The 17,212-nt window shown below is 62.2% G+C and carries 16 protein-coding genes and 3 pseudogenes; 10 read left to right on the top strand and 9 right to left on the bottom strand.

All coding sequences use genetic code 11. The features are described 5' to 3' along the window. Window positions 1-242 precede the first annotated feature (242 nt). Both FXV83_RS09430 and FXV83_RS09425 read right to left on the bottom strand, forming a co-directional pair. Window positions 243-575 (bottom strand): DHCW motif cupin fold protein, encoded by a 333-nt coding sequence (locus FXV83_RS09430; protein ID WP_148738906.1) that lies wholly within the window; start codon window positions 573-575, stop codon window positions 243-245. Window positions 576-821: 246 nt separating this feature from the next. After that, window positions 822-1,193: a nuclear transport factor 2 family protein gene (locus FXV83_RS09425; RefSeq protein WP_148738905.1), complete on the bottom strand. Its 372-nt coding sequence runs from the start codon at window positions 1,191-1,193 to the stop codon at window positions 822-824. 139 nt (window positions 1,194-1,332) lie between these two features. On the opposite strand from FXV83_RS09425, the gene guaA reads away from it, so the two are divergent. After that, window positions 1,333-2,922, top strand: a complete 1,590-nt coding sequence (gene guaA, locus FXV83_RS09420; RefSeq protein WP_187435784.1) for a glutamine-hydrolyzing GMP synthase — start codon at window positions 1,333-1,335, stop codon at window positions 2,920-2,922. Between the two features lie 67 nt (window positions 2,923-2,989). Beyond that, complete coding sequence (locus FXV83_RS09415) at window positions 2,990-3,889, top strand: HNH endonuclease (protein ID WP_148738903.1); 900 nt, start codon at window positions 2,990-2,992, stop codon at window positions 3,887-3,889. Between the two features lie 1,162 nt (window positions 3,890-5,051). On the opposite strand, the gene FXV83_RS09410 is transcribed toward FXV83_RS09415, so the two are convergent. The 4 genes from FXV83_RS09410 to FXV83_RS09395 form a co-directional block, all read right to left on the bottom strand. Further along, window positions 5,052-5,864, bottom strand: a complete 813-nt coding sequence (locus tag FXV83_RS09410) for an SDR family NAD(P)-dependent oxidoreductase (RefSeq protein ID WP_148738902.1) — start codon at window positions 5,862-5,864, stop codon at window positions 5,052-5,054. Between the two features lie 140 nt (window positions 5,865-6,004). After that, entirely contained in the window at window positions 6,005-6,505 is a 501-nt protein-coding gene (locus FXV83_RS09405; RefSeq protein ID WP_148738901.1) for an SRPBCC domain-containing protein, read from the bottom strand. Between the two features lie 3 nt (window positions 6,506-6,508). Continuing rightward, window positions 6,509-7,102 (bottom strand): NADPH-dependent F420 reductase, encoded by a 594-nt coding sequence (locus tag FXV83_RS09400; RefSeq protein ID WP_187435782.1) that lies wholly within the window; start codon window positions 7,100-7,102, stop codon window positions 6,509-6,511. Window positions 7,103-7,143: 41 nt separating this feature from the next. Then, window positions 7,144-7,878 carry an SDR family NAD(P)-dependent oxidoreductase gene (locus FXV83_RS09395; protein ID WP_148738899.1) on the bottom strand — a complete coding sequence of 245 codons (735 nt, stop codon included), beginning with the start codon at window positions 7,876-7,878 and terminating at the stop codon, window positions 7,144-7,146. Window positions 7,879-8,151: 273 nt separating this feature from the next. Between FXV83_RS09395 and FXV83_RS09390 the strand changes: the two genes are divergently transcribed. Beyond that, a complete protein-coding gene (locus FXV83_RS09390; RefSeq protein ID WP_148738898.1) occupies window positions 8,152-9,048 on the top strand; it encodes a LysR family transcriptional regulator in 897 nt (298 codons plus the stop codon). Window positions 9,049-9,318: 270 nt separating this feature from the next. On the opposite strand, the pseudogene FXV83_RS09385 reads toward FXV83_RS09390, so the two are convergent. Then, a pseudogene (locus FXV83_RS09385) lies at window positions 9,319-10,319 on the bottom strand (NADP-dependent oxidoreductase). Further along, window positions 10,319-11,363: pseudogene (locus tag FXV83_RS09380) on the bottom strand (alkene reductase); the annotation flags it as partial. The pseudogenes FXV83_RS09385 and FXV83_RS09380, both read right to left, overlap by 1 nt. Between FXV83_RS09380 and FXV83_RS09375 the strand changes: the two are divergent. After that, window positions 11,363-11,614 (top strand): annotated as a pseudogene (locus FXV83_RS09375) (AraC family transcriptional regulator); the annotation flags it as partial. The pseudogenes FXV83_RS09380 and FXV83_RS09375 sit on opposite strands and share 1 nt — an antisense overlap. A 62-nt stretch (window positions 11,615-11,676) precedes the next feature. Here FXV83_RS09375 and FXV83_RS09370 read toward each other — a convergent pair. Then, the gene (locus FXV83_RS09370; RefSeq protein WP_148738897.1) at window positions 11,677-12,648 is read right to left on the bottom strand and encodes a LysR family transcriptional regulator; all 972 of its coding nucleotides are present in this window, start codon (window positions 12,646-12,648) and stop codon (window positions 11,677-11,679) included. 123 nt (window positions 12,649-12,771) lie between these two features. Here FXV83_RS09370 and FXV83_RS43950 point away from each other — a divergent pair, with 123 nt between their 5' ends. The 6 genes from FXV83_RS43950 to FXV83_RS09340 all read left to right on the top strand — a co-directional run bounded on the left by FXV83_RS43950 (window position 12,772) and on the right by FXV83_RS09340 (window position 17,161). Further along, complete coding sequence (locus FXV83_RS43950; RefSeq protein WP_235939353.1) at window positions 12,772-13,221, top strand: hypothetical protein; 450 nt, start codon at window positions 12,772-12,774, stop codon at window positions 13,219-13,221. 291 nt (window positions 13,222-13,512) lie between these two features. Then, window positions 13,513-14,031, top strand: coding sequence for a hypothetical protein (locus FXV83_RS09360; protein ID WP_148738896.1), 519 nt, complete (start codon window positions 13,513-13,515; stop codon window positions 14,029-14,031). Window positions 14,032-14,215: 184 nt separating this feature from the next. After that, window positions 14,216-14,974 (top strand): SDR family oxidoreductase, encoded by a 759-nt coding sequence (locus tag FXV83_RS09355; RefSeq protein ID WP_148738895.1) that lies wholly within the window; start codon window positions 14,216-14,218, stop codon window positions 14,972-14,974. A 386-nt stretch (window positions 14,975-15,360) separates the two neighbouring features. Then, window positions 15,361-16,281 carry a LysR family transcriptional regulator gene (locus FXV83_RS09350; RefSeq protein WP_187435781.1) on the top strand — a complete coding sequence of 307 codons (921 nt, stop codon included), beginning with the start codon at window positions 15,361-15,363 and terminating at the stop codon, window positions 16,279-16,281. Window positions 16,282-16,361: 80 nt separating this feature from the next. After that, entirely contained in the window at window positions 16,362-16,724 is a 363-nt protein-coding gene (locus tag FXV83_RS09345) for a carboxymuconolactone decarboxylase family protein (protein WP_148738938.1), read from the top strand. Then, the gene (locus FXV83_RS09340) at window positions 16,721-17,161 is read left to right on the top strand and encodes a DUF302 domain-containing protein (protein ID WP_148738893.1); all 441 of its coding nucleotides are present in this window, start codon (window positions 16,721-16,723) and stop codon (window positions 17,159-17,161) included. The genes FXV83_RS09345 and FXV83_RS09340 overlap by 4 nt, the downstream gene beginning before the upstream one ends. The last annotated feature ends 51 nt before the right edge of the window (window positions 17,162-17,212 follow it).

The following is a 17,212-nucleotide window of genomic DNA, read 5'->3' as shown; positions in this document are numbered from 1 at the left end:
AGGATGCATTCAGGGGGACTAGTGCGCTATGTTTTGCGCCCGTCGTCCCATTTGGTCGATTTTGGAGAAATACCTGAAACGTGCTCACCCATTGGAAATGAGGCGGAGCGGCCCAGTCGTTCGGCCAAGGATCGATGATCACAATATAGCGAATTATTGGGGCAACTTCAAGACGGCACGCGCTGGTCGCGAGGCCAGCGGACTTTGCTATTTTGCGGTGCACACCGCCTGCTCGAATGCCCTCAATCCACGATGAACAGCGTCGCCCCCACGGCCGTCGAGGAGCGATGCGCGGCGTCGCCGAAATCGGAGACCTGGTAGCTCATTCCCGCCGTCAGCTTGAACTTGCGCCCGTCGCGCAGCTCGCTGTCGAGCTCGCCCTGGAGCACGTAGAGCACGTGGCCGCGGTCGCACCAGTGATCAGCGAGATAGCCGGGCGAATACTCCACCATCCGCACCCGGAGATCGCCGACGTTCAGCGTGCGCCATTTGGCCTCGCCGGTCTCGCCGGGATGCAGCGTCGGTTCCACCTTGCTCCAGTCGGTGACCGTGAAGGGGGAGGCGGGGAGTTTCATGGCGGTGGGTCCTGTGTCTGTGCCGGTGGTGTGTGTTGTTATCGCACCCGGTCGCCCCAGTCTCCGTCATTGCAAGCTTAAGGCACGGCGCCGCACTCTCGCTGTCATCGCCCGACTTGATCGGGCGATCCAGTACCCCGAGACGTCCATGATTCAATCAGAAGCCGCGGGGTACTGGATTCCCCCGCCTTCGCGGGGAATGACAGCGGAGGATGTGGCGGGCGGTCCCAGTACTACAACGAGCCCTCAATGCGGCAAATGGTTCGCCGAACCCTGCACGATCAGCCCGGCCGCATTCACCCGCAAATACTCGCAAATGCGCTTGCCCCGCTCGTTCTCGTAAAACACCACCACGCTGTCCGGGCTGACGAACACATCGATCAGCGAAAAATGCAGGTCCGGCAACAGCCCGAGCGCCTTGCCCCAATAGGCCCGCAACGCGTTCTTGCCGCGCACCGTGCCGCTGGCGTCAAACCCCATCACGGGAATGCGGTCCGAGGTCATCTCGGCGTCGTCGTCGTAAAGCGTGAGCACGCGTTCGAGGTCGCGCGCATTCCAGGCCTCGACCCAGGTCCGGCCGAGCGCGGCGAGCTCTGATGGCTGATGGTGCTGTGGCATGGCTTCCTCCCTGATCGGGCCCTTGTCTTTATTAGGTCAATGATACTTACCTATATCCGTTTGTCCATGCCCAAAGAAGAATGTGGGCGCGCGTCGGCGCGCGGTTGCGGCCCGGGGCATGGTCGCGTATTTGCTTGCCATGACAGCAGCACAGCACGACCGCTCCGCGTCGACGCCCTCGGCGCATGACAAGATTCTCATCGTCGATTTCGGCAGCCAGGTGACGCAGCTGATCGCGCGGCGCGTGCGCGAGGACGGCGTCTATTGCGAGATCGTCCCGTTCAACAAGGCCGAACAGGCCTTTCTGGAGATGAAGCCGAAAGCGGTGATTCTCTCCGGTGGCCCGGAGTCGGTGCATGAGGCCGGCTCGCCCCGCGCGCCGCAAGCGATCTTCGCATCGGGGGTGCCGGTGATGGGCATCTGCTACGGCCAGATGACCATGGCGGAGCAGCTCGGCGGCACCGTCGAGGGCGGCCATCACCGCGAATTCGGCCGCGCCGATGTCGAGGTGAAGGCGCCGAGCAAGCTGTTCGAGGACGTCTGGTCGCCCGGCGGCAAGAACCAGGTCTGGATGAGCCATGGCGATCGCATCACGAAAATGCCGCCGGGCTTTTCCGTCGCCGGCACTTCGCCGAATGCGCCGTTCGCGATCATCCAGGACGAGACGCGCAAATATTACGGCCTGATGTTCCACCCCGAAGTGGTGCACACGCCCGACGGCGCAAAACTGATCCGCAATTTCGTGCGCAAGATCGCAGGCCTTAGCGGTGACTGGACCATGCGCGCTTTCCGTGAGGAGGAGATCCAGAAGATCCGCAGCCAAGTCGGCAAGGGCAAGGTGCTCTGCGGCCTCTCCGGCGGCGTCGATTCCGCGGTCGCGGCCGTCTTGATTCACGAAGCCATCGGCGACCAGCTCACCTGCGTCTTCGTCGATCACGGCATGCTCCGCCTCGACGAGGCCAAGACGGTGGTCGATCTGTTCCGCCACCACTACAACATCCCGCTCGTGCACGTGGATGCTTCGAAGCAGTTTTTGGGCGAGCTCGAAGGCGTCACCGATCCCGAAACCAAGCGCAAGACCATCGGCCGCCTCTTCATCGAGGTGTTCGAAGAGGAGGCCAAGAAGATCGGCGGCGCCGATTTCCTGGCGCAGGGCACGCTCTATCCCGATGTGATCGAGAGCGTCTCCTTCACCGGCGGCCCCTCGGTGACGATCAAGTCGCACCACAATGTCGGCGGACTGCCCGAGCGCATGAACATGAAGCTGGTCGAGCCCCTGCGCGAGCTGTTCAAGGATGAGGTGCGCAAGCTCGGGCGCGAACTCGGCTTGCCCGAGATCTTCGTCGGCCGCCACCCGTTCCCGGGCCCGGGCCTTGCCATCCGCTGCCCCGGCGAGATCACCCGCGACAAGCTCGAGATCCTGCGCAAGGCCGACGCCGTCTACATCGATCAGATCCGGAAAGCAGGCCTCTACGACGAGATCTGGCAGGCCTTTGCCGTGCTGCTTCCGGTGAAGACGGTCGGCGTCATGGGCGACGGCCGCACCTACGACTTCGTAGTCGGCCTGCGCGCCGTCACCTCCACCGACGGCATGACCGCGGACTTCTACCAGTTCGACATGAAATTCCTGGGCGAGACGGCCACGCGCATCATCAACGAGGTGAAGGGCGTGAATAGGGTGGTGTACGACGTGACGAGCAAGCCGCCTGGGACGATCGAGTGGGAGTAGGGAATTGCTACGGTAGGTCGTCACTCATTAGCTGTTTTCATCCCAGAGAGGCGGCGTCGCATTAGCCATGGGGTTTGGGGTATTCATCCATCGATCGGACTCGATCTACGATGACAGCCCGGCTGAACGCTATCAGTTTCCGAGTCAGTACTTGCGTCGCGTTGAAGCCTGCGTCGGAAACTGGATCATCTACTATGAACCGAGCAAAGTAGCCGAAACGCGCGGCTACTTTGCGATTGCGAAGGTTCAGCAAGTTATTCCCGATCCCGGCACGCCGGGGATGTACGTTGCTTTGATTGAGCCGGGCAGCTATCTCGATTTCGCCAATCCAGTTCCTTTCAACAGTCCCTCGGGCCCTGTGGAGCGCGGCGTCTTAAACGAGCAGGGTCGAATTTCAGGACGTGCTCAGTCGGCGGTCCGACCAATCTCTCTCGACGATTTCAATAGAATATGCGAATTCGGCTTGGCTGAGAATGCGCCGCTGCTGCCGCGGCGCGACGAGGACTTCCGATCACTCGATCTTAACGAGGAGCAGACGCCATTCAACTTCGACCAACAGCGCGAACGTGTTAACCTGACGGTGTCGAGAATCCTGCGTGACCGAGTTTTCCGCCGCATCGTGCTCCGGGCTTATGATGAGCGTTGCGCTATTACCGGGCTAAAGCTCATCAATGGAATGGGCCGTGCAGAGGTCGCAGCCGCTCACATACGACCAGTCGAGGCACACGGGCCCGACATCATCAGCAATGGCATCGCTCTTTCTGGCACCGCGCATTGGATGTTCGATCGCGGCCTCATCAGCTTGGCGGACAATCTAGAGATATTGATCTCGCGCCACACCAACGATCCGGATGGAGCGCGATCGATCATCAATAATACGGGGCACGCACTTGCGCCGCCACGGATATCCGATCGTCCACATCCGCATTTCCTAAAATGGCATCGCGAGCATTGCTTCAAGCAATAGGCAGTATCGGAGAAGCCGCTAGGAGTTGCGGTGACAGTGCATAAAACTCAAGGTGAGTTTTGTGCACTGTCCCCGTAATCCCGGGCTAAATAGAGATCAAATGGAGGTGTTTCACGACGAAATTCAGCGTGTAGAGGAAATTAATGGCAAAAAGCTAAGCTTCAAAGATATGGTTGAGATTGCAAAGGACGTTAAGGCGGGAAAAATATTGTAGGATCAACCTATGCCAGATCTTAAAAGGATCGACGACCTCCTGTATCTACTTGTTGGCCAATTCGCATGGTCGGTTCGAAGGGGCATTGGTACCTCTCTCACGATGCAGTTTGGTGAGCCACATCGGGTAGTTCGCGAACCCAGGCAGGCAAGTGAGAGTGCAAGCCCCCTTGTTCAGAAAATGCTAAGTCGTAGGCTAATCTCGATCAAGGGAGACTTGTCTCTATTTATTTCCGACTCGCAGTGGTCGATTTTCACGAAAGCTAACTCAGTCAATTGGGAGTCAAGCCAGGACCTTGTGGATGAGATGATATTCTTCCACTTGGACGGACAGAGATTGCTGTCCGCTGCTCGTCAAGCCGACCATACTATTTTAGAGTTTGACCTGGGAACAACGGTGCGATTAGGAAAGTCAATCTTTCCGACCGACATGACTTCAATGCTTTGGTCGATTAGACCATGGGGGAACCCAAGCGTTGGTCTTTTGAATAGCGGTGCGGAGGCTGGTCCGGCTTGGAAATATGGCGACGAAGACGAAACCGATTCTTGATTGGGGTCGTATCCCCGCGCCGAGCTGGGACCGATTACAGAGACGGGACGCCGTCGCCGATCTGAACCGCCCCGGGTTTGCCGGAGGCCATTTGGTTTAAGTTATGCCGCCATGGCGGTTGTTCCAGCATGGCGTAGTAGCGTTGATGGAGTTATGGTGACAGTGCACTAAACTCAAGGTGAGTTTTGTGCACTGTCGGCGGTCTGGCCGGAAAGCCGGCGCGCCAATCCCGCCGTGCGCGCCTTCCTCGACCTGTTGCAGGCTGTGTCGAGAAACAGGTGAACGTCACGGCCAGTATTCGGCCTGAAGACACCGGGCAGGAGAAACTCAAGGGACGCTCAGCCGCTGGCGTCGACCGTCCGCTGGTCGGCGCCATTGGCGCCATAACCGTCTCGGCAGCTACGCGACGAAACGAACCACACCGCCATCCACCCGCAAAGCCGCGCCGGTTGTCGCCGAAGCCTGCTCCGAGCATGTGTAGATGATCATGTTGGCCACCTCATCGGTGGTCGCGAAGCGTTGGATGAGGGTGCTCGGACGCATCGCCTTCAGGAAGCCCTGCTCGGCTTCCTGCTGCGTGATCCCGTTTGCGTCAGCCTGCTTCGCCATGAAGTCGCCCAGGATCTCAGAGCGGGTAGGTCCCGGCAGGACGGCGTTGACGGTGACGCCCGTGCCCGCGACCGCCTCGGCGAGCCCGCGCGAGACCGCGAGTTGAGCGGTCTTGGTCATGCCGTAGTCGAGCATTTCCTTGGGGATGTTGACCGCGGACTCGCTACTTACGAACACGACGCGGCCCCAGCCTTTCGCCACCATCCGCGGCAGGTAATGACGGGTCACGCGCACGCCACTCATGACGTTCAACTGGAAGAGGCCAAGCCAGTCCTCGTCGGGGATCTTCGCGATGTCCTCGACGCCACTGTAGTCTCGGATGTGAGCCGTGCCCACGTTGTTCACAAGGATATCGGCGTCCGGCGCCTGCGCTATCAAGGCCTCGGCGCCCTCCGCTGTCGCAAGATCGGCGGCGATGCCCGAGATGTCGCTTCCGGGAAAGGCCTGCCGCATCTGCCGCACCGCCTCGTCGACCCGGGCTTCTCCACGGCCGTTGATGACGACCGATGCGCCGGCACAGGCCAGTCCCTCCGCGGTAGCACGGCCGATGCCTGCCGTTGACCCCGTAACGATCGCCTTGCGGCCCTTGAGTTCGATATTCATGTTATTTCATCTCCAAATTATAGGTGAACTGGGCGATCGATCCACCGATCCATGCTGGACGCAGGTTGTCGCCCCGTCGAGTACCGGCAGCTTCCGGACGAAGGCAGCGTTGAAGCGTGGACAGCGCCAGGGCAGGGGCGTCAGCTCGCTTTCTTTGCTTCAGCCTCCGCTGCGCGGGCGAGGCTTTCGACCCACTCCTGGTGATAGCGGTAGAGCGCGCCGGGATGCTTGTGCCCAAGCAAATCCAGAAACCAGGCTCCCTGTTGCGTCTCCTCGGTCAGGACATGGCAGCCATCGTTGGTCAGCGTGATGACCCAGCCGTGATATGCGCTCGAGCCGGTCTCATCGCTGTCGACTGTCGTCGCCCAAGCGAGCCGGCGCAAGGGCTCGAACTCGGTCACGATAAGGCTCATCGGGAATCCGACGGTGACTCGACTATACTTGGTTCCGAGCGCCAGCTCCGCCTCGCCGGTCAGGATCCTGACCTGATCTTCGGCGGGAAAGTAGCTCGACCAATTCTCGGCGTCGACGAGCAGCTTCCAGACCACTTCAGGCGGCGCCTTCACGTCAATGTCGTTGAGTGCGTAGATAGCCGACGTTTTCGGATCATATCGCTCGGGCCAAATCACATGGTCATACATCGATTACTGCTCCTTCCTGAACAAATCCTGGAAGATGAGCTGGCCCCAGGTGCGGCCGCGTGCGTGCACCAGCGCGCCACCCTCGTTGAGCTTTCCGAGCTTGACGGGCGCGAACCCGAGTTGTTTGGCCAAGGCCGCCACGGGAGCGGTCGCGTCCTCGTCGTCGCTCGACAGAAAGACGACCCGGTGGCCGCCCTCGACGACCGGATCGGCAGCCAGTTTGGCCGCACCCAGGTGATTGAAGCCTTTCACGAGCTTGGCGCCGGTGAACGCCTTCGCGACGACAGCGGAGGACAGAAGACCGTCCAGCTCTTCTCCAAACCCGTTCATCGCGTCGATGATCGTCTTGCCTTTCCAGCTCGGCAGGGCCTTCGCAACCTCGCGGTGCTCCCCGAACGGCACCGCCAGGATGATCGTGTCGGCCTCGAGTGCGTCCCGCAGCGACTTGGCGACGACCCTGGGTCCAATTGCGCGCGCCTGCGGCGCCAACGCCTCGGGCGGCCGGCGGCTCGCGACGGCCACGTCGATGCTTTTACGGGCGAAGGCGTGGGCGAGGGCTTGGCCTATCTTACCGAATCCTACAATCGCGTAGTTCATCATGCTTCTCCGATCCGTGTTGATATTGATTCCCCGCCCGTTCAGATGGCCGAGAAGCCGCCGTCGACAGACAGCTCCAGCCCATTCACGAAGCTTGAATCGTCGGAAGCAAGAAACAGCGCGACCGCCGCAATTTCCTCAGGACGCCCCATCTTTCCCCGCGGGATCAGGGATTCGAACATCCGCTTCGCTTCCTCGGTGAGAACCTGGTCCTGCATCGGTGTCGCGATCGGCCCCGGGTGCAGCACGTTCACCCGGATATTCCTGCCCTTCAGTTCGTTGAGCCAACCGCGTGCGAATGCGTGCAAGGTCGCCTTGCTCGCCGCATACACGCTGTAACCAGGAAAACCTTTGATCGAAGCAACTGACCCGGTCATGAAGATCGATCCGCCATCGCTAAACAGCGGCAACGCCTTCTGGACCGTAAAGAGCGTGCCGCGCGCATTCAGGTTGAAGGTCGCATCGAAGTGCTGCTCGGTAATCTCGCCCAGTGGGACGGCTTCGCCCATGCCGGCGCTCGCGTACAGGACGTCGATCCTGCCCTTCTCGCGCTTGACCGCGTCGAACAGACGGTCGAGGTCGTCGAGATTGGCCGCGTCGCCGCGCACGCCGGTCACGTTCCGGCCAATCAGCTTGACGGCCTCGTCGAGCGCCTCCTGCCTCCGGCCCGTGATGAAAACATAGGCGCCTTCTTCAACGAACCGCTTCGCGCTCGCCAGCGCCATGCCGCTCGATCCACCCGTGATGACTGCAACCTTACCCTCAAGCTTTCTCATGACTTCTTTTCAGACTCCGTCTTTGGTTGTTCGGGGACGCCCCGAGGACCTCGACATAGGTCCGCCGCAGTCAGGCGTTGAGTGCGGAAGCGCGCACATCGGTGGTGCGAAATCGCTCCGGCCGGACGACTGACGCCAGCCGCGACGATCGGTGCCCGCCGTTTCGGAATTGGGCCGTGCTTGTCGGCACGGGCTATGATGACTGCCGGTACTGCTGTACGAGGCGTTAGATACGGGCTTTGGAAGGCGCACCGCGCGGTGCGGGATTGCACCATGATCGACTGGGATGACGTTCGCTACTTTCTTGCCGTCGCGCGCGGAGGCTCGGTGCGGGCTGCCGCCGAGCGCCTCGGTGTGAACCACGCGACCGTGCTGCGACGCATCGCCCAGCTCGAGGAGCGCCTCGGGGTCCACATGTTCGAAAAGCTGCCTTCGGGCTACCGCCTGACGGCTGCGGGCGAGGAGGTCCTCGAGTTCGCGGACCAGATGGAAGCGTCGTCGCACCTGCTGGAGACGCGCGTCTTCGGGCGCGACCAGAGCGTGCGCGGGCTTCTGCGGGTGACGCTGGCTCCGCCCCTCGCGACACACCTGCTCATGCCGGACTTCGCCGATTTCGCGCGTTTGCATCCGGACATCGAGATGGAAATCTTGTCGTCCGGCGAGCTGGCAAATCTGACCAACCGAGAGGCCGACGTCGCGATCCGCGTCGTCTACGACCGCAAGACCCTGCCGCTCAATCTTCACGGCATGAAGGGACCGGAGCTGTTCGGCGGCGTCTACATGTCCTGCGATCGACTAGCCGCGTGGCGTGCGGGCGCGCCTGATCCCATCCGGTGGATCGTCATAAGCATTCATGGAATTCCGGATTGGGCCAGCGAAGGTGAGGTTCGCGCCACGGGGGTTCCATTCAGGACCACGGACGCCGAGGCGCAGATCGTTGCTGTACGGCAAGGGCTCGGGATCACGACACTGCCGTGCTTCGTCGGAGATGCCGACTCCCTGCTGGTGAGGGTGCCGGGCACCGACCTGCACATGTACGGAACGCTCTGGCTTCTCACACAGGGGGAGACACGCAAGACGAAGCGCGTCCGGCTCTTCACGGAGTTCATATCCCGCAGGCTCGCCGCGTACGCTCCGCTTCTCGCGGGGCTGTCCATATCGCGCGACTGACGCCCGGCAGGAATTGCGGGAATTACGAATTACGGGAATTACGGTGACAGTGCACAAAACTCCGAATCCCGCGATGCAAGGCCAGCTTTCACGAGGCCGACTTTCATTCGTCGGCAATTCCTCGCATCACCAATGTCCGATCCAGCGGAGCAAGTAACATCGCTGCCTCACGAACTCCGCCCATAAAGCCGCTCGTCCCATCACACCGGCCTCTGGCGTGTCGATCCAATTGGTTACCTTGCCGGCTTGCAGCATGGTCATACTCTTCGCCTATCGGATCTTGACGACGACCTTGCCCCTGGAGCGACCCGTGTCGATGTAGGCCAAGGCGTCGTTTGTCGCTTCGAACGGGAAGATCCGGTCCACGACCGGGCGAATGATCCCGGCTTCGATCAGCGATGCGATCCGGCCCAGCTGATCGCCGTTCGCGCGCATGAACAGGAATGAATAGCTGACGCGGCGGCGCTTGGTCTTGCTTCGGATGCGGAAGCTCAGAACGCGCACAACCTGACGCAGCAACCAGTTCAGTCCTTGGTCTTTGGCGAAATCGGGGTCCGGCGGGCCGGAGATGGAAATCAGTTTGCCGCCGGGCTTCAACACGCTGAGCGATTTTGCAGCGTGTCGCCGCCGAGGCTGTTCAACGCCACGTCGTAGCCGGACAGGACCTTCTCGAAGTCCTGCTTCTTGTAGTCGATGATGACATCGGCGCCGAGGCTCCTGACGAGTTCGACATTCGCCGTGCTCGTCGTCGTCGCGACCGTCGCACCGAGATGCTTCGCCAGCTGGATGGCGAGGGTGCCCACGCCGCCTGAGCCGGCATGGATGAGAACTTTCTGCCCCTTCTTCAATTCGGCCAGCTCGACCAGCGCCTGCCAGGCGGTCAGGCCCACGAGGGGGATGGAAGCCGCTTCCTCCATGCCGAGGGTTTTCGGCTTCAAAGCCATGTCGACTTCGTTGACGGTGATGTACTCCGCGAACGTCCCGATCCGGCCATCGCGCGGCCGGGCATAGACCTCGTCACCCAGCTTGAAGCGACGGACTTTGGATCCGATCCGAACCACGGTTCCGGCCACGTCGTGCCCCAGGGTAAACGGCGGTCGATAGGGCAGGATGAGCTTGAACTCTCCATCCCGAATCTTGGAATCCAGAACATTGAGCCCGGCCGCGTGAATCTCGACCAGAACATCGTCGTCCCGCAACGTCGGCTCCGGCATGTCGCCGAAGCGCAGTGCATCCTTCTTCTTGTATCTGTCGAGGATGAAAGCCTTCATCATGGTCTGTTCTCAGGGCGGCTGTTCTCAGGGCGGCTTGCGGCTGCAATGGTGGGATAGTCGGTATAGCCGGCGGAGCCACCGCCATAGAGCGTCGCCGGATCGAACTCCGCGAGCTTCGCGCTGGTCTTCAGTCTGTCCACGAGGTCGGGATTGGCAATGAAAGGTCGACCGAAGGCAAACAGGTCCGCCTTGCCCTCCGAGAGGCACGAAGCGGCGAGTTCGAGGTCGTAGCCGTTGTTTGCAATGTACGTGTTGTTGAACCGCCGTCGCAGCGATCCGAAGTCGAATGGCGCGACATTCCGCGGTCCGCCCGTGGCGCCCTCGACGACATGGATATAGACGATGCCCAAGGCATCGAGTTGATCGACGATGTAGTCGAACTGTGCCTGAGGATCACTGCTCGAAACGCCATTGGCCGGCGACATCGGCGAGATCCGGATTCCGGTGCGCCCGCCGCCAATCTCCTCGACGACCGCAGCCGTAACCTCCAGCATCAGCCGGGCGCGGTTCTCGACCGATCCGCCGTAGGCATCGGTGCGGACGTTGGCGTCGTCCTTGGCGAATTGGTCCAGCAAATAGCCATTGGCGCCATGAATCTCGACGCCATCGAAGCCGGCCGCAATGGCATTCGCGGCCGCTTGCCGGAAGTCGCTCACGATTTCCCGGCAGTTCGTCGAGCGTCAGCGCACGGGGCTCCGACACGTCAACGAATGCGTTGTGGACGAACGTCTTGGTGCGGGCGCGGATCGGCGAGGGCGCCACGGGCGCGGCGCCGTTGTCTTGCAGGTCGACGTGGGAGACCCGGCCCACATGCCAGAGCTGCAGGAATATCCGCCCTCCCTTGGCGTGAACGGCGTTCGTGACCGTGCGCCAGCCGTCGATCTGAGCCTGGGAGTAGATGCCGGGCGTGTCCTGGTAACCCTGTCCCTGCTGCGAGATCTGGGTGGCCTCGGAAATCAGCAGGCCGGCCGACGCGCGTTGGCCGTAATATTCCGCGGCGAGATCGCTTGGAACGAAGCCCGGGCCGGCGCGATTGCGCGACCGACCGGCCGATCGAGGCGAACGGCGAAGAGATCAAGGTCGGCGAGATCCCCGGCGGACGCTGCGCGGTGCTGCGCGTCGTCGGCTACACCGACAATCTGGAGCCCGCCGCGCTCTACCTTTATCGCGACTGGCTTCCGGCCAGCGGCGAGGAAGCGCGCGACTTCCCGATCTATTGCCAGCGGCTGAGCTTCTTTCCGGACGTGCCGGAGCACGAAACGGTCGCGGACGTTTTCCTGCCGCTGAAATAGCGCCCTCCGACGGCGGCCTGTCCTTCCGATCGCAAGAAACGCGGGCTCCACAATACGCGTCCTCAGCGCTTTTTCGTGCTGCGTGCCCGCCTGTCGTCCGGTTGAAGTCGGGCATCATGGTTGGTGGCGGAGCGGTGCTTCACGTGATCGACGAAGGCTCGCAGTTTCGGCATCATCTGGTGGCGGCTGGGATAGTAGAGAAACACGCCCGGCGTCATCGGCGCGAACGGCTGCAAAACCTGCAAGAGTTTTCCCGCCTTCACTGGCCCGGTCGCGATCGGCGAGGGCACTTGCGCAAGTCCCATGCCTTCGAGGGCGGCACCGAGCATGGTCGGGAAGTCGTAGGCGATGAGCGGCCCTGAAACGATCGCCTCGATCGGCTTGTTGCCGCTGACAAAGGACCACGGTGCGATCGTCCCGTTCGACCGGCGAATCCGGATGCAGGCATGCTGGCGCAGATCGTCGATCTGCTCGGGCGTGCCGCGCCGGCGCAGATATTTGGGGCTGCCGACGACCACGAACGGAAACGGCGGCGCCAGCCGCACCGCGATCATGTCGGGCGCGATGAACTGGCCCATCCGGACGCCGGCGTCGAATCCGCCGGCGGCGAGGTCGACCAGCCCCTCGCTGACGGCGATCTCGACCTCGACCTCCGGATAGGCCTTGGAGAAGGATGCGATCAGCGGCTCCAGCAGGATCGGCACGACCGCCCGCGGCACCGTGAGGCGCAACAATCCGGAGGGCCGCTGCCCGAGGTCGCGGGCGACATCGCTTGCGGCGATAAGCTCCTCGAAAGCCGGCCGTGCCCGCGCGTGGAATCGCTCGCCGGCTTCGCTCAGGCCAACATTGCGCGTGGTGCGGATGAAAAGGGCGGCGCCGACACGAAGCTCGAGCGCCCGCACCGCCTGGCTCATCGCCGACGGCGTCACGCCGAGCTCCGCCGCCGCTTTGCGAAAGCTGCGGTGCCGGGCAACGCTCAGGAACGCCTCGACGCCGTCGAGCGCGCCCCGCCGGACTGTGAAGTTTCGCTTCATAACCCGTCGACATTATCGCGGATAGTCGCTCGCGGAAAGCGGTCTTACAACCGGGGCACAAATCGGGCGCGTTGCTGATGTCGAGCCCAACGTTCGCAACGCCGTCGTGATCTCGAGGCAAAGGTGATCGCCGTGATCGAGCAAACAAGCCGGATCAAAGCCGTGCGTAACGTCGCGCTGGCAGTCACCCTAACTCTCATAGGAGTCGTTTCCATGGCCCATCAATCCTTTGCGCAAGCCCAAAAACAGGAACAAGCACAAGCCACCTCGCCCGTAACCACCGGGGTGATGGTCATCCTGACCGTGAAAGCGGGCGTCACACGCGAACAGGTCATGACCGTCATGCCGGCTGAAATCCGGCAGACCGTGCAGCTCTATCTCAGTGGCAAGATCCGTGAGTGGTATTCGCGCGGCGATGGTCGCGGCGTCGTCCTCTTGCTCGCAACTAGCGATGTTGCCGAAGCGGAGACGATCATGGAAGGCCTCCCATTGGCCAAGCAGGACCTGATGGACCACGAGTACATCGCGGTCGGCCCGCTTTTGCCACTTCGCCTGCTCATGGCCAATCCCTGAGCGCCCGCAACCCGGACGCGCCTGTGCTTGCGCCAACTGCACCGTCGGAGCCGCCGACGGTTCGCTGCGGTATATCCTTCGAGACGCCCGCTTTTGCGGGCTCCTCAGGATGAGGATGGAGTGCGCGGCAGTAGTTTCAGTGTGCGCCCATGTCGCTTAGCCTCATCCTGAGGAGATTGCGGAGCGGTCGTCTCGAAGGGCGAGGCGCGCGCTCAGGCCGGCCAAAAGACGATGTGCGATAAGCCGAAGTCGGGACGGGCGCTCGACGTCGTGAACTGATCGGAGACCAAAATGGCTACGGAATCTCTCTTCCGGATACACCTCGTCCTGGGCTATGTCGCCTGGCTGCTTTGCTTTGGCGCCTACGTCTGGCCCTGGCTCAAGTCGATGGACAGAGTCGAGGCGCACCGCGCCATCGCCACACTGCACAGTTTCCGCTTCTTCGGGCTCGTCTTCATTCTTCCCGGTGTCGTCAGTCCGGACCTGCCGGCCGGTTTCGCGGTGTCTGCTGCCTGGGGTGACTTTGCAACCGGGCTGCTCGCCATGTTGGCGCTTCTCACAGTGAGGGTGCGCCTGCTGTTCTGGCCGTTCGTCGCCGCCTTCAATGTCGTAGGAACGGTCGACCTCGTCCTAAACTATTACAACGCCATCCAGGTCGGCCTTCCCGAGCACGCCGGGTGGCTCGGCGCCGCCTATGCGATCCCGATCATTTACGTACCGCTGCTGATGATCACGCACGTCGCCGCATTTAGTCTTCTGGCACGTCCTCGGGCCAGCACCGACGCCGTGGCGCCGGCAGGTTCGGGTTGAAACGAACAAGACTCTCGCGCCGAAATTGCATCCCTGCGACATTTTCCGAAACCGCTTGATTAGACGATCGCGCTCAAGCGGAGGAGGGCATCGCGATCCCGGTTTCGATTCAGGAAACGGGTGGCGGGCTGGCGGATGCCTGATGTCTTGTTCGGCTGCTTTTTGACATCAGGAGGGTCTCGCCGTGGAACTTGCAAACAAGACGATCATCATAACCGGCGCCAGCAGCGGTATCGGCGCTGCCGCGGCGTCGCTGTTCGCGTCCGAAGGCGCCGATGTGGTGCTCGGGGCTCGTCGCGCCACCGATCTGCAAACGATCGTTGAAAGCATCAAAGGTGCTGGAGGGCGCGCGACTTTTCTCGCGGGCGACGTTCGGGACATTGGATACGCTGCTGGCCTCGTAGAGCACGCCGTCAAAATCTTCGGAAAGCTCGACGGCGCGTTCAACAATGCCGGCTTCGTCGGCGACATGACCTCGGTCCCCGAGATGAGTGTCGAAAATTGGTCCGATGTGCTTGCCGTGAATCTCACCTCGGCTTTCCTCGGCGCAAGGGCACAAATCCCGGCACTGCGGAAGCAGGGCGGTGGCTCGATCGTTTTTACCTCGTCCTTCGTTGGCTTCAGCAACGGGGGCATGCCGGGAATGGCTGCGTACGCAGCATCGAAGGCAGGACTGATTGGCCTGGCTCAATCGCTGGGCTCCGACCACGCGGCCGAAGGCATTCGCGTCAACGCCCTTCTGCCTGGAGGGACCGTCACCCCGGCGGGAGGCGAAGGAAATCCTGACGTCCTGAATTTGATCGCCGGGCTCCACCCGATGAAGCGGATGGCCAGTCCCAAGGAGATCGCGCAAGCGGCCGTTTTTCTCCTGAGTGACCGGGCGTCGTTTATGACCGGCAGCCCAATGACGGTTGATGGCGGCATGTCGGTCCGCCTGACCTGACGACGAAGCGGCTCGGCTTGATCGACGGCGCTCATGCGCCGTCGATCAGAACAGCTCTGCGGTGATCGATAAAGCCGTTGACGGCAGGCCCGTGCCGATCGCCTTCATCGGCGCGTCCTGCCAAACCGAGATTCCGGCGACAGTGCACTCCGCACAGTGAGGCCCGTCGCTCGTTGAGAACGGCGAACCAATTCCGCTGTCCCGACCGGCGGGCAGGCGATGGTCGGCGGAAACGCTATGGTGGCGCGGTCAAGAGAATTTCGTGAAGTATGCTAGTGAGACGTCGAATCATCGAAAGGGAGCAGGGCTGAGCCCGCTGGTCAATGAAACGCCGTTTCGATCGGGATGCGAGCCGAGGATCCAAGCCGGAGACTGCGGCGGGTTCGTTGAACTGGGACGATTTGCGATTTGTGCTGGCGGTCGCCAAGCACGGCTCGCTCTCTGCGGCTGCGCGATATTTGCGGACCACGCAGCCCACGGTGGGTCGTCGCATCGCGGCGTTCGAGGCCGGCCTTGGCACGCAAATCTTTCGCCGCTTGCCCGGATCGCTCGCGCTCACCGAGTCCGGTGTTGCGATCCTGGAAAGGCTCGAGCGCATCGAGACCGAGACCCTGGCTATCGAGCGAACGGTCTCCGGGCGCGATGCGGGAGCCGAGGGGGTCGTTCGGGTCAGCGCTGCGGAATGGTTCTGTGCGCGCGTTCTGGCTGCCATCTGTGCAGAACTGTCCGAGGCGCATCCCGGCATGACCATCGAGCTGCTCGGAGAATCCCGCCGGGCTAATCTCGCGCGCGGCGAGGCCGACATCGCGTTTCGCTTCGTTCGCTTCGAGCAAGGCGAGGTGGTCCAGCGGCGGCTCGGTGGCGTGGGCTTTGGCCTTTACGCCGCGCCTGCCTATCTCAGCCGCCATCGTGCGGCGGACTTCGGGGCAGGCTTCAAGGGTCATGCCATCATTGCGATGCGGAGCGAGCTGGACGCGATTGCCGATCTCGCCTGGCTTGGAGAGATCGCCTACGCCGCGAGCACCGTGCTGCGAACGGACAGTCGCGAAGCACAGGCACATGCAGCGCTTGCCGGCGCCGGCCTTGCCTGCCTGCCGCGCTACATCGGCGACAACACGGCGGGTCTTGGTCTGGTGAAGACGCCCGTGCCTATACCGGCGCGCGAGATCTGGATGGGCATTCACGCCGAGGTTCGCGACACGCCCCGCGTGCAGGCGGCTGCGCAAATCCTTGCCGCCGGCATCCGCAAGAAATCCCGCGGTCTCGACCCCGGCGATCGTCCCCAGACGAAAATGCATAAGACCTAAACAAGGATCGGCAGTTTGTTTTGTGCGGCAACTCCGCTTGTCTGGAGCATCGCTTCCACCAACAACGGAGTTCGATCGTGATGATCGATTGGGATGGCTATCACAAGCAGCTGCTGGGCCGCATCGGCGAGTTGGGCAAAGGCTCGCCGGATACGCTCAGAGGCTACAAGACCCTGAGCTCGGCAGGCGAGACGACGCAGAAGCTTTCGGCGAAGACGCGGGAGCTGATTGCGCTCGCCGTCGCGGTCACGGCCCGCTGCGACGGCTGCATCGTCGTGCATGCGCAAGCGGCGCTCAAGGAGGGGGCCGAGCCGGACGAGATTTGCGAGGCGCTTGGGGTCGCGGTTGCCCTCGGCGCGGGGGCGGCGATGGTCTATTCGGCGCGCGTGCTCGACGCGGTCGCGATGAAGTCCGGTCCCGCTGCGGCGGAGGCGCTTCGATGAGCGAGGAGCCGTCAGGATTGGTCGAGGTCAACTGCGCTCGGCCGCGAGACGGACATGCGTTCCAGCGCGCGATCGCTACGAGCTCGCCATTTGAGACGGTCATCGAGACCGTCCGCACCGTACTGCGCGAGGCGGATATCTGGATCATTCATGAAATCGATCCGCAGATGCTGCTCAAGTGTGGCGGCTATATCATCGCCCGCACGCGCCAGATCCTATTCTTTCATCCACACTACATGGTTCGCCTGCTGGGCGCAGACCCTGCCGCGCTCTTGGAGGCGCCGCTGAAGATCGTCGTCATGGAGGATGCCGATGCGGTTACGGTGAGATGGCCAGCCCCCGCGCAGCTGTTCGATCGCTACGGCCATGATGAATTGGCGGCGCTGGGGCGAGAGCTCGAGCTGATCTATGCAGCGATCGCAGCCAGGCTGACGTGAGGGAGTTCTACTGTGCCACGCGCGCTGTCCCTCATCCTTGTATGGGGAGTG

Source organism: Bradyrhizobium hipponense, from assembly GCF_008123965.1.
Taxonomy (GTDB): Bacteria; Pseudomonadota; Alphaproteobacteria; order Rhizobiales; family Xanthobacteraceae; genus Bradyrhizobium; species Bradyrhizobium hipponense.
Note: the sequence above shows the minus strand (reverse complement) of the source record. Positions and strands in the feature narration are given on the sequence as shown.

Coding starts and splice junctions, on each gene's coding strand:
- FXV83_RS09405 (WP_148738901.1), bottom strand. CDS start 6,505: ATGTATGACCATGTGATTTGGCCCGAGCGATATGATCCGAAAACGTCG.
- guaA (WP_187435784.1), top strand. CDS start 1,333: ATGACAGCAGCACAGCACGACCGCTCCGCGTCGACGCCCTCGGCGCAT.
- FXV83_RS09425 (WP_148738905.1), bottom strand. CDS start 1,193: ATGCCACAGCACCATCAGCCATCAGAGCTCGCCGCGCTCGGCCGGACC.
- FXV83_RS09340 (WP_148738893.1), top strand. CDS start 16,721: ATGAGCGAGGAGCCGTCAGGATTGGTCGAGGTCAACTGCGCTCGGCCG.
- FXV83_RS09390 (WP_148738898.1), top strand. CDS start 8,152: ATGATCGACTGGGATGACGTTCGCTACTTTCTTGCCGTCGCGCGCGGA.
- FXV83_RS09345 (WP_148738938.1), top strand. CDS start 16,362: ATGATCGATTGGGATGGCTATCACAAGCAGCTGCTGGGCCGCATCGGC.
- FXV83_RS09410 (WP_148738902.1), bottom strand. CDS start 5,864: ATGAATATCGAACTCAAGGGCCGCAAGGCGATCGTTACGGGGTCAACG.
- FXV83_RS09395 (WP_148738899.1), bottom strand. CDS start 7,878: ATGAGAAAGCTTGAGGGTAAGGTTGCAGTCATCACGGGTGGATCGAGC.
- FXV83_RS09370 (WP_148738897.1), bottom strand. CDS start 12,648: ATGAAGCGAAACTTCACAGTCCGGCGGGGCGCGCTCGACGGCGTCGAG.
- FXV83_RS09400 (WP_187435782.1), bottom strand. CDS start 7,102: ATGAACTACGCGATTGTAGGATTCGGTAAGATAGGCCAAGCCCTCGCC.
- FXV83_RS09415 (WP_148738903.1), top strand. CDS start 2,990: ATGGGGTTTGGGGTATTCATCCATCGATCGGACTCGATCTACGATGAC.
- FXV83_RS09360 (WP_148738896.1), top strand. CDS start 13,513: ATGGCTACGGAATCTCTCTTCCGGATACACCTCGTCCTGGGCTATGTC.
- FXV83_RS09430 (WP_148738906.1), bottom strand. CDS start 575: ATGAAACTCCCCGCCTCCCCCTTCACGGTCACCGACTGGAGCAAGGTG.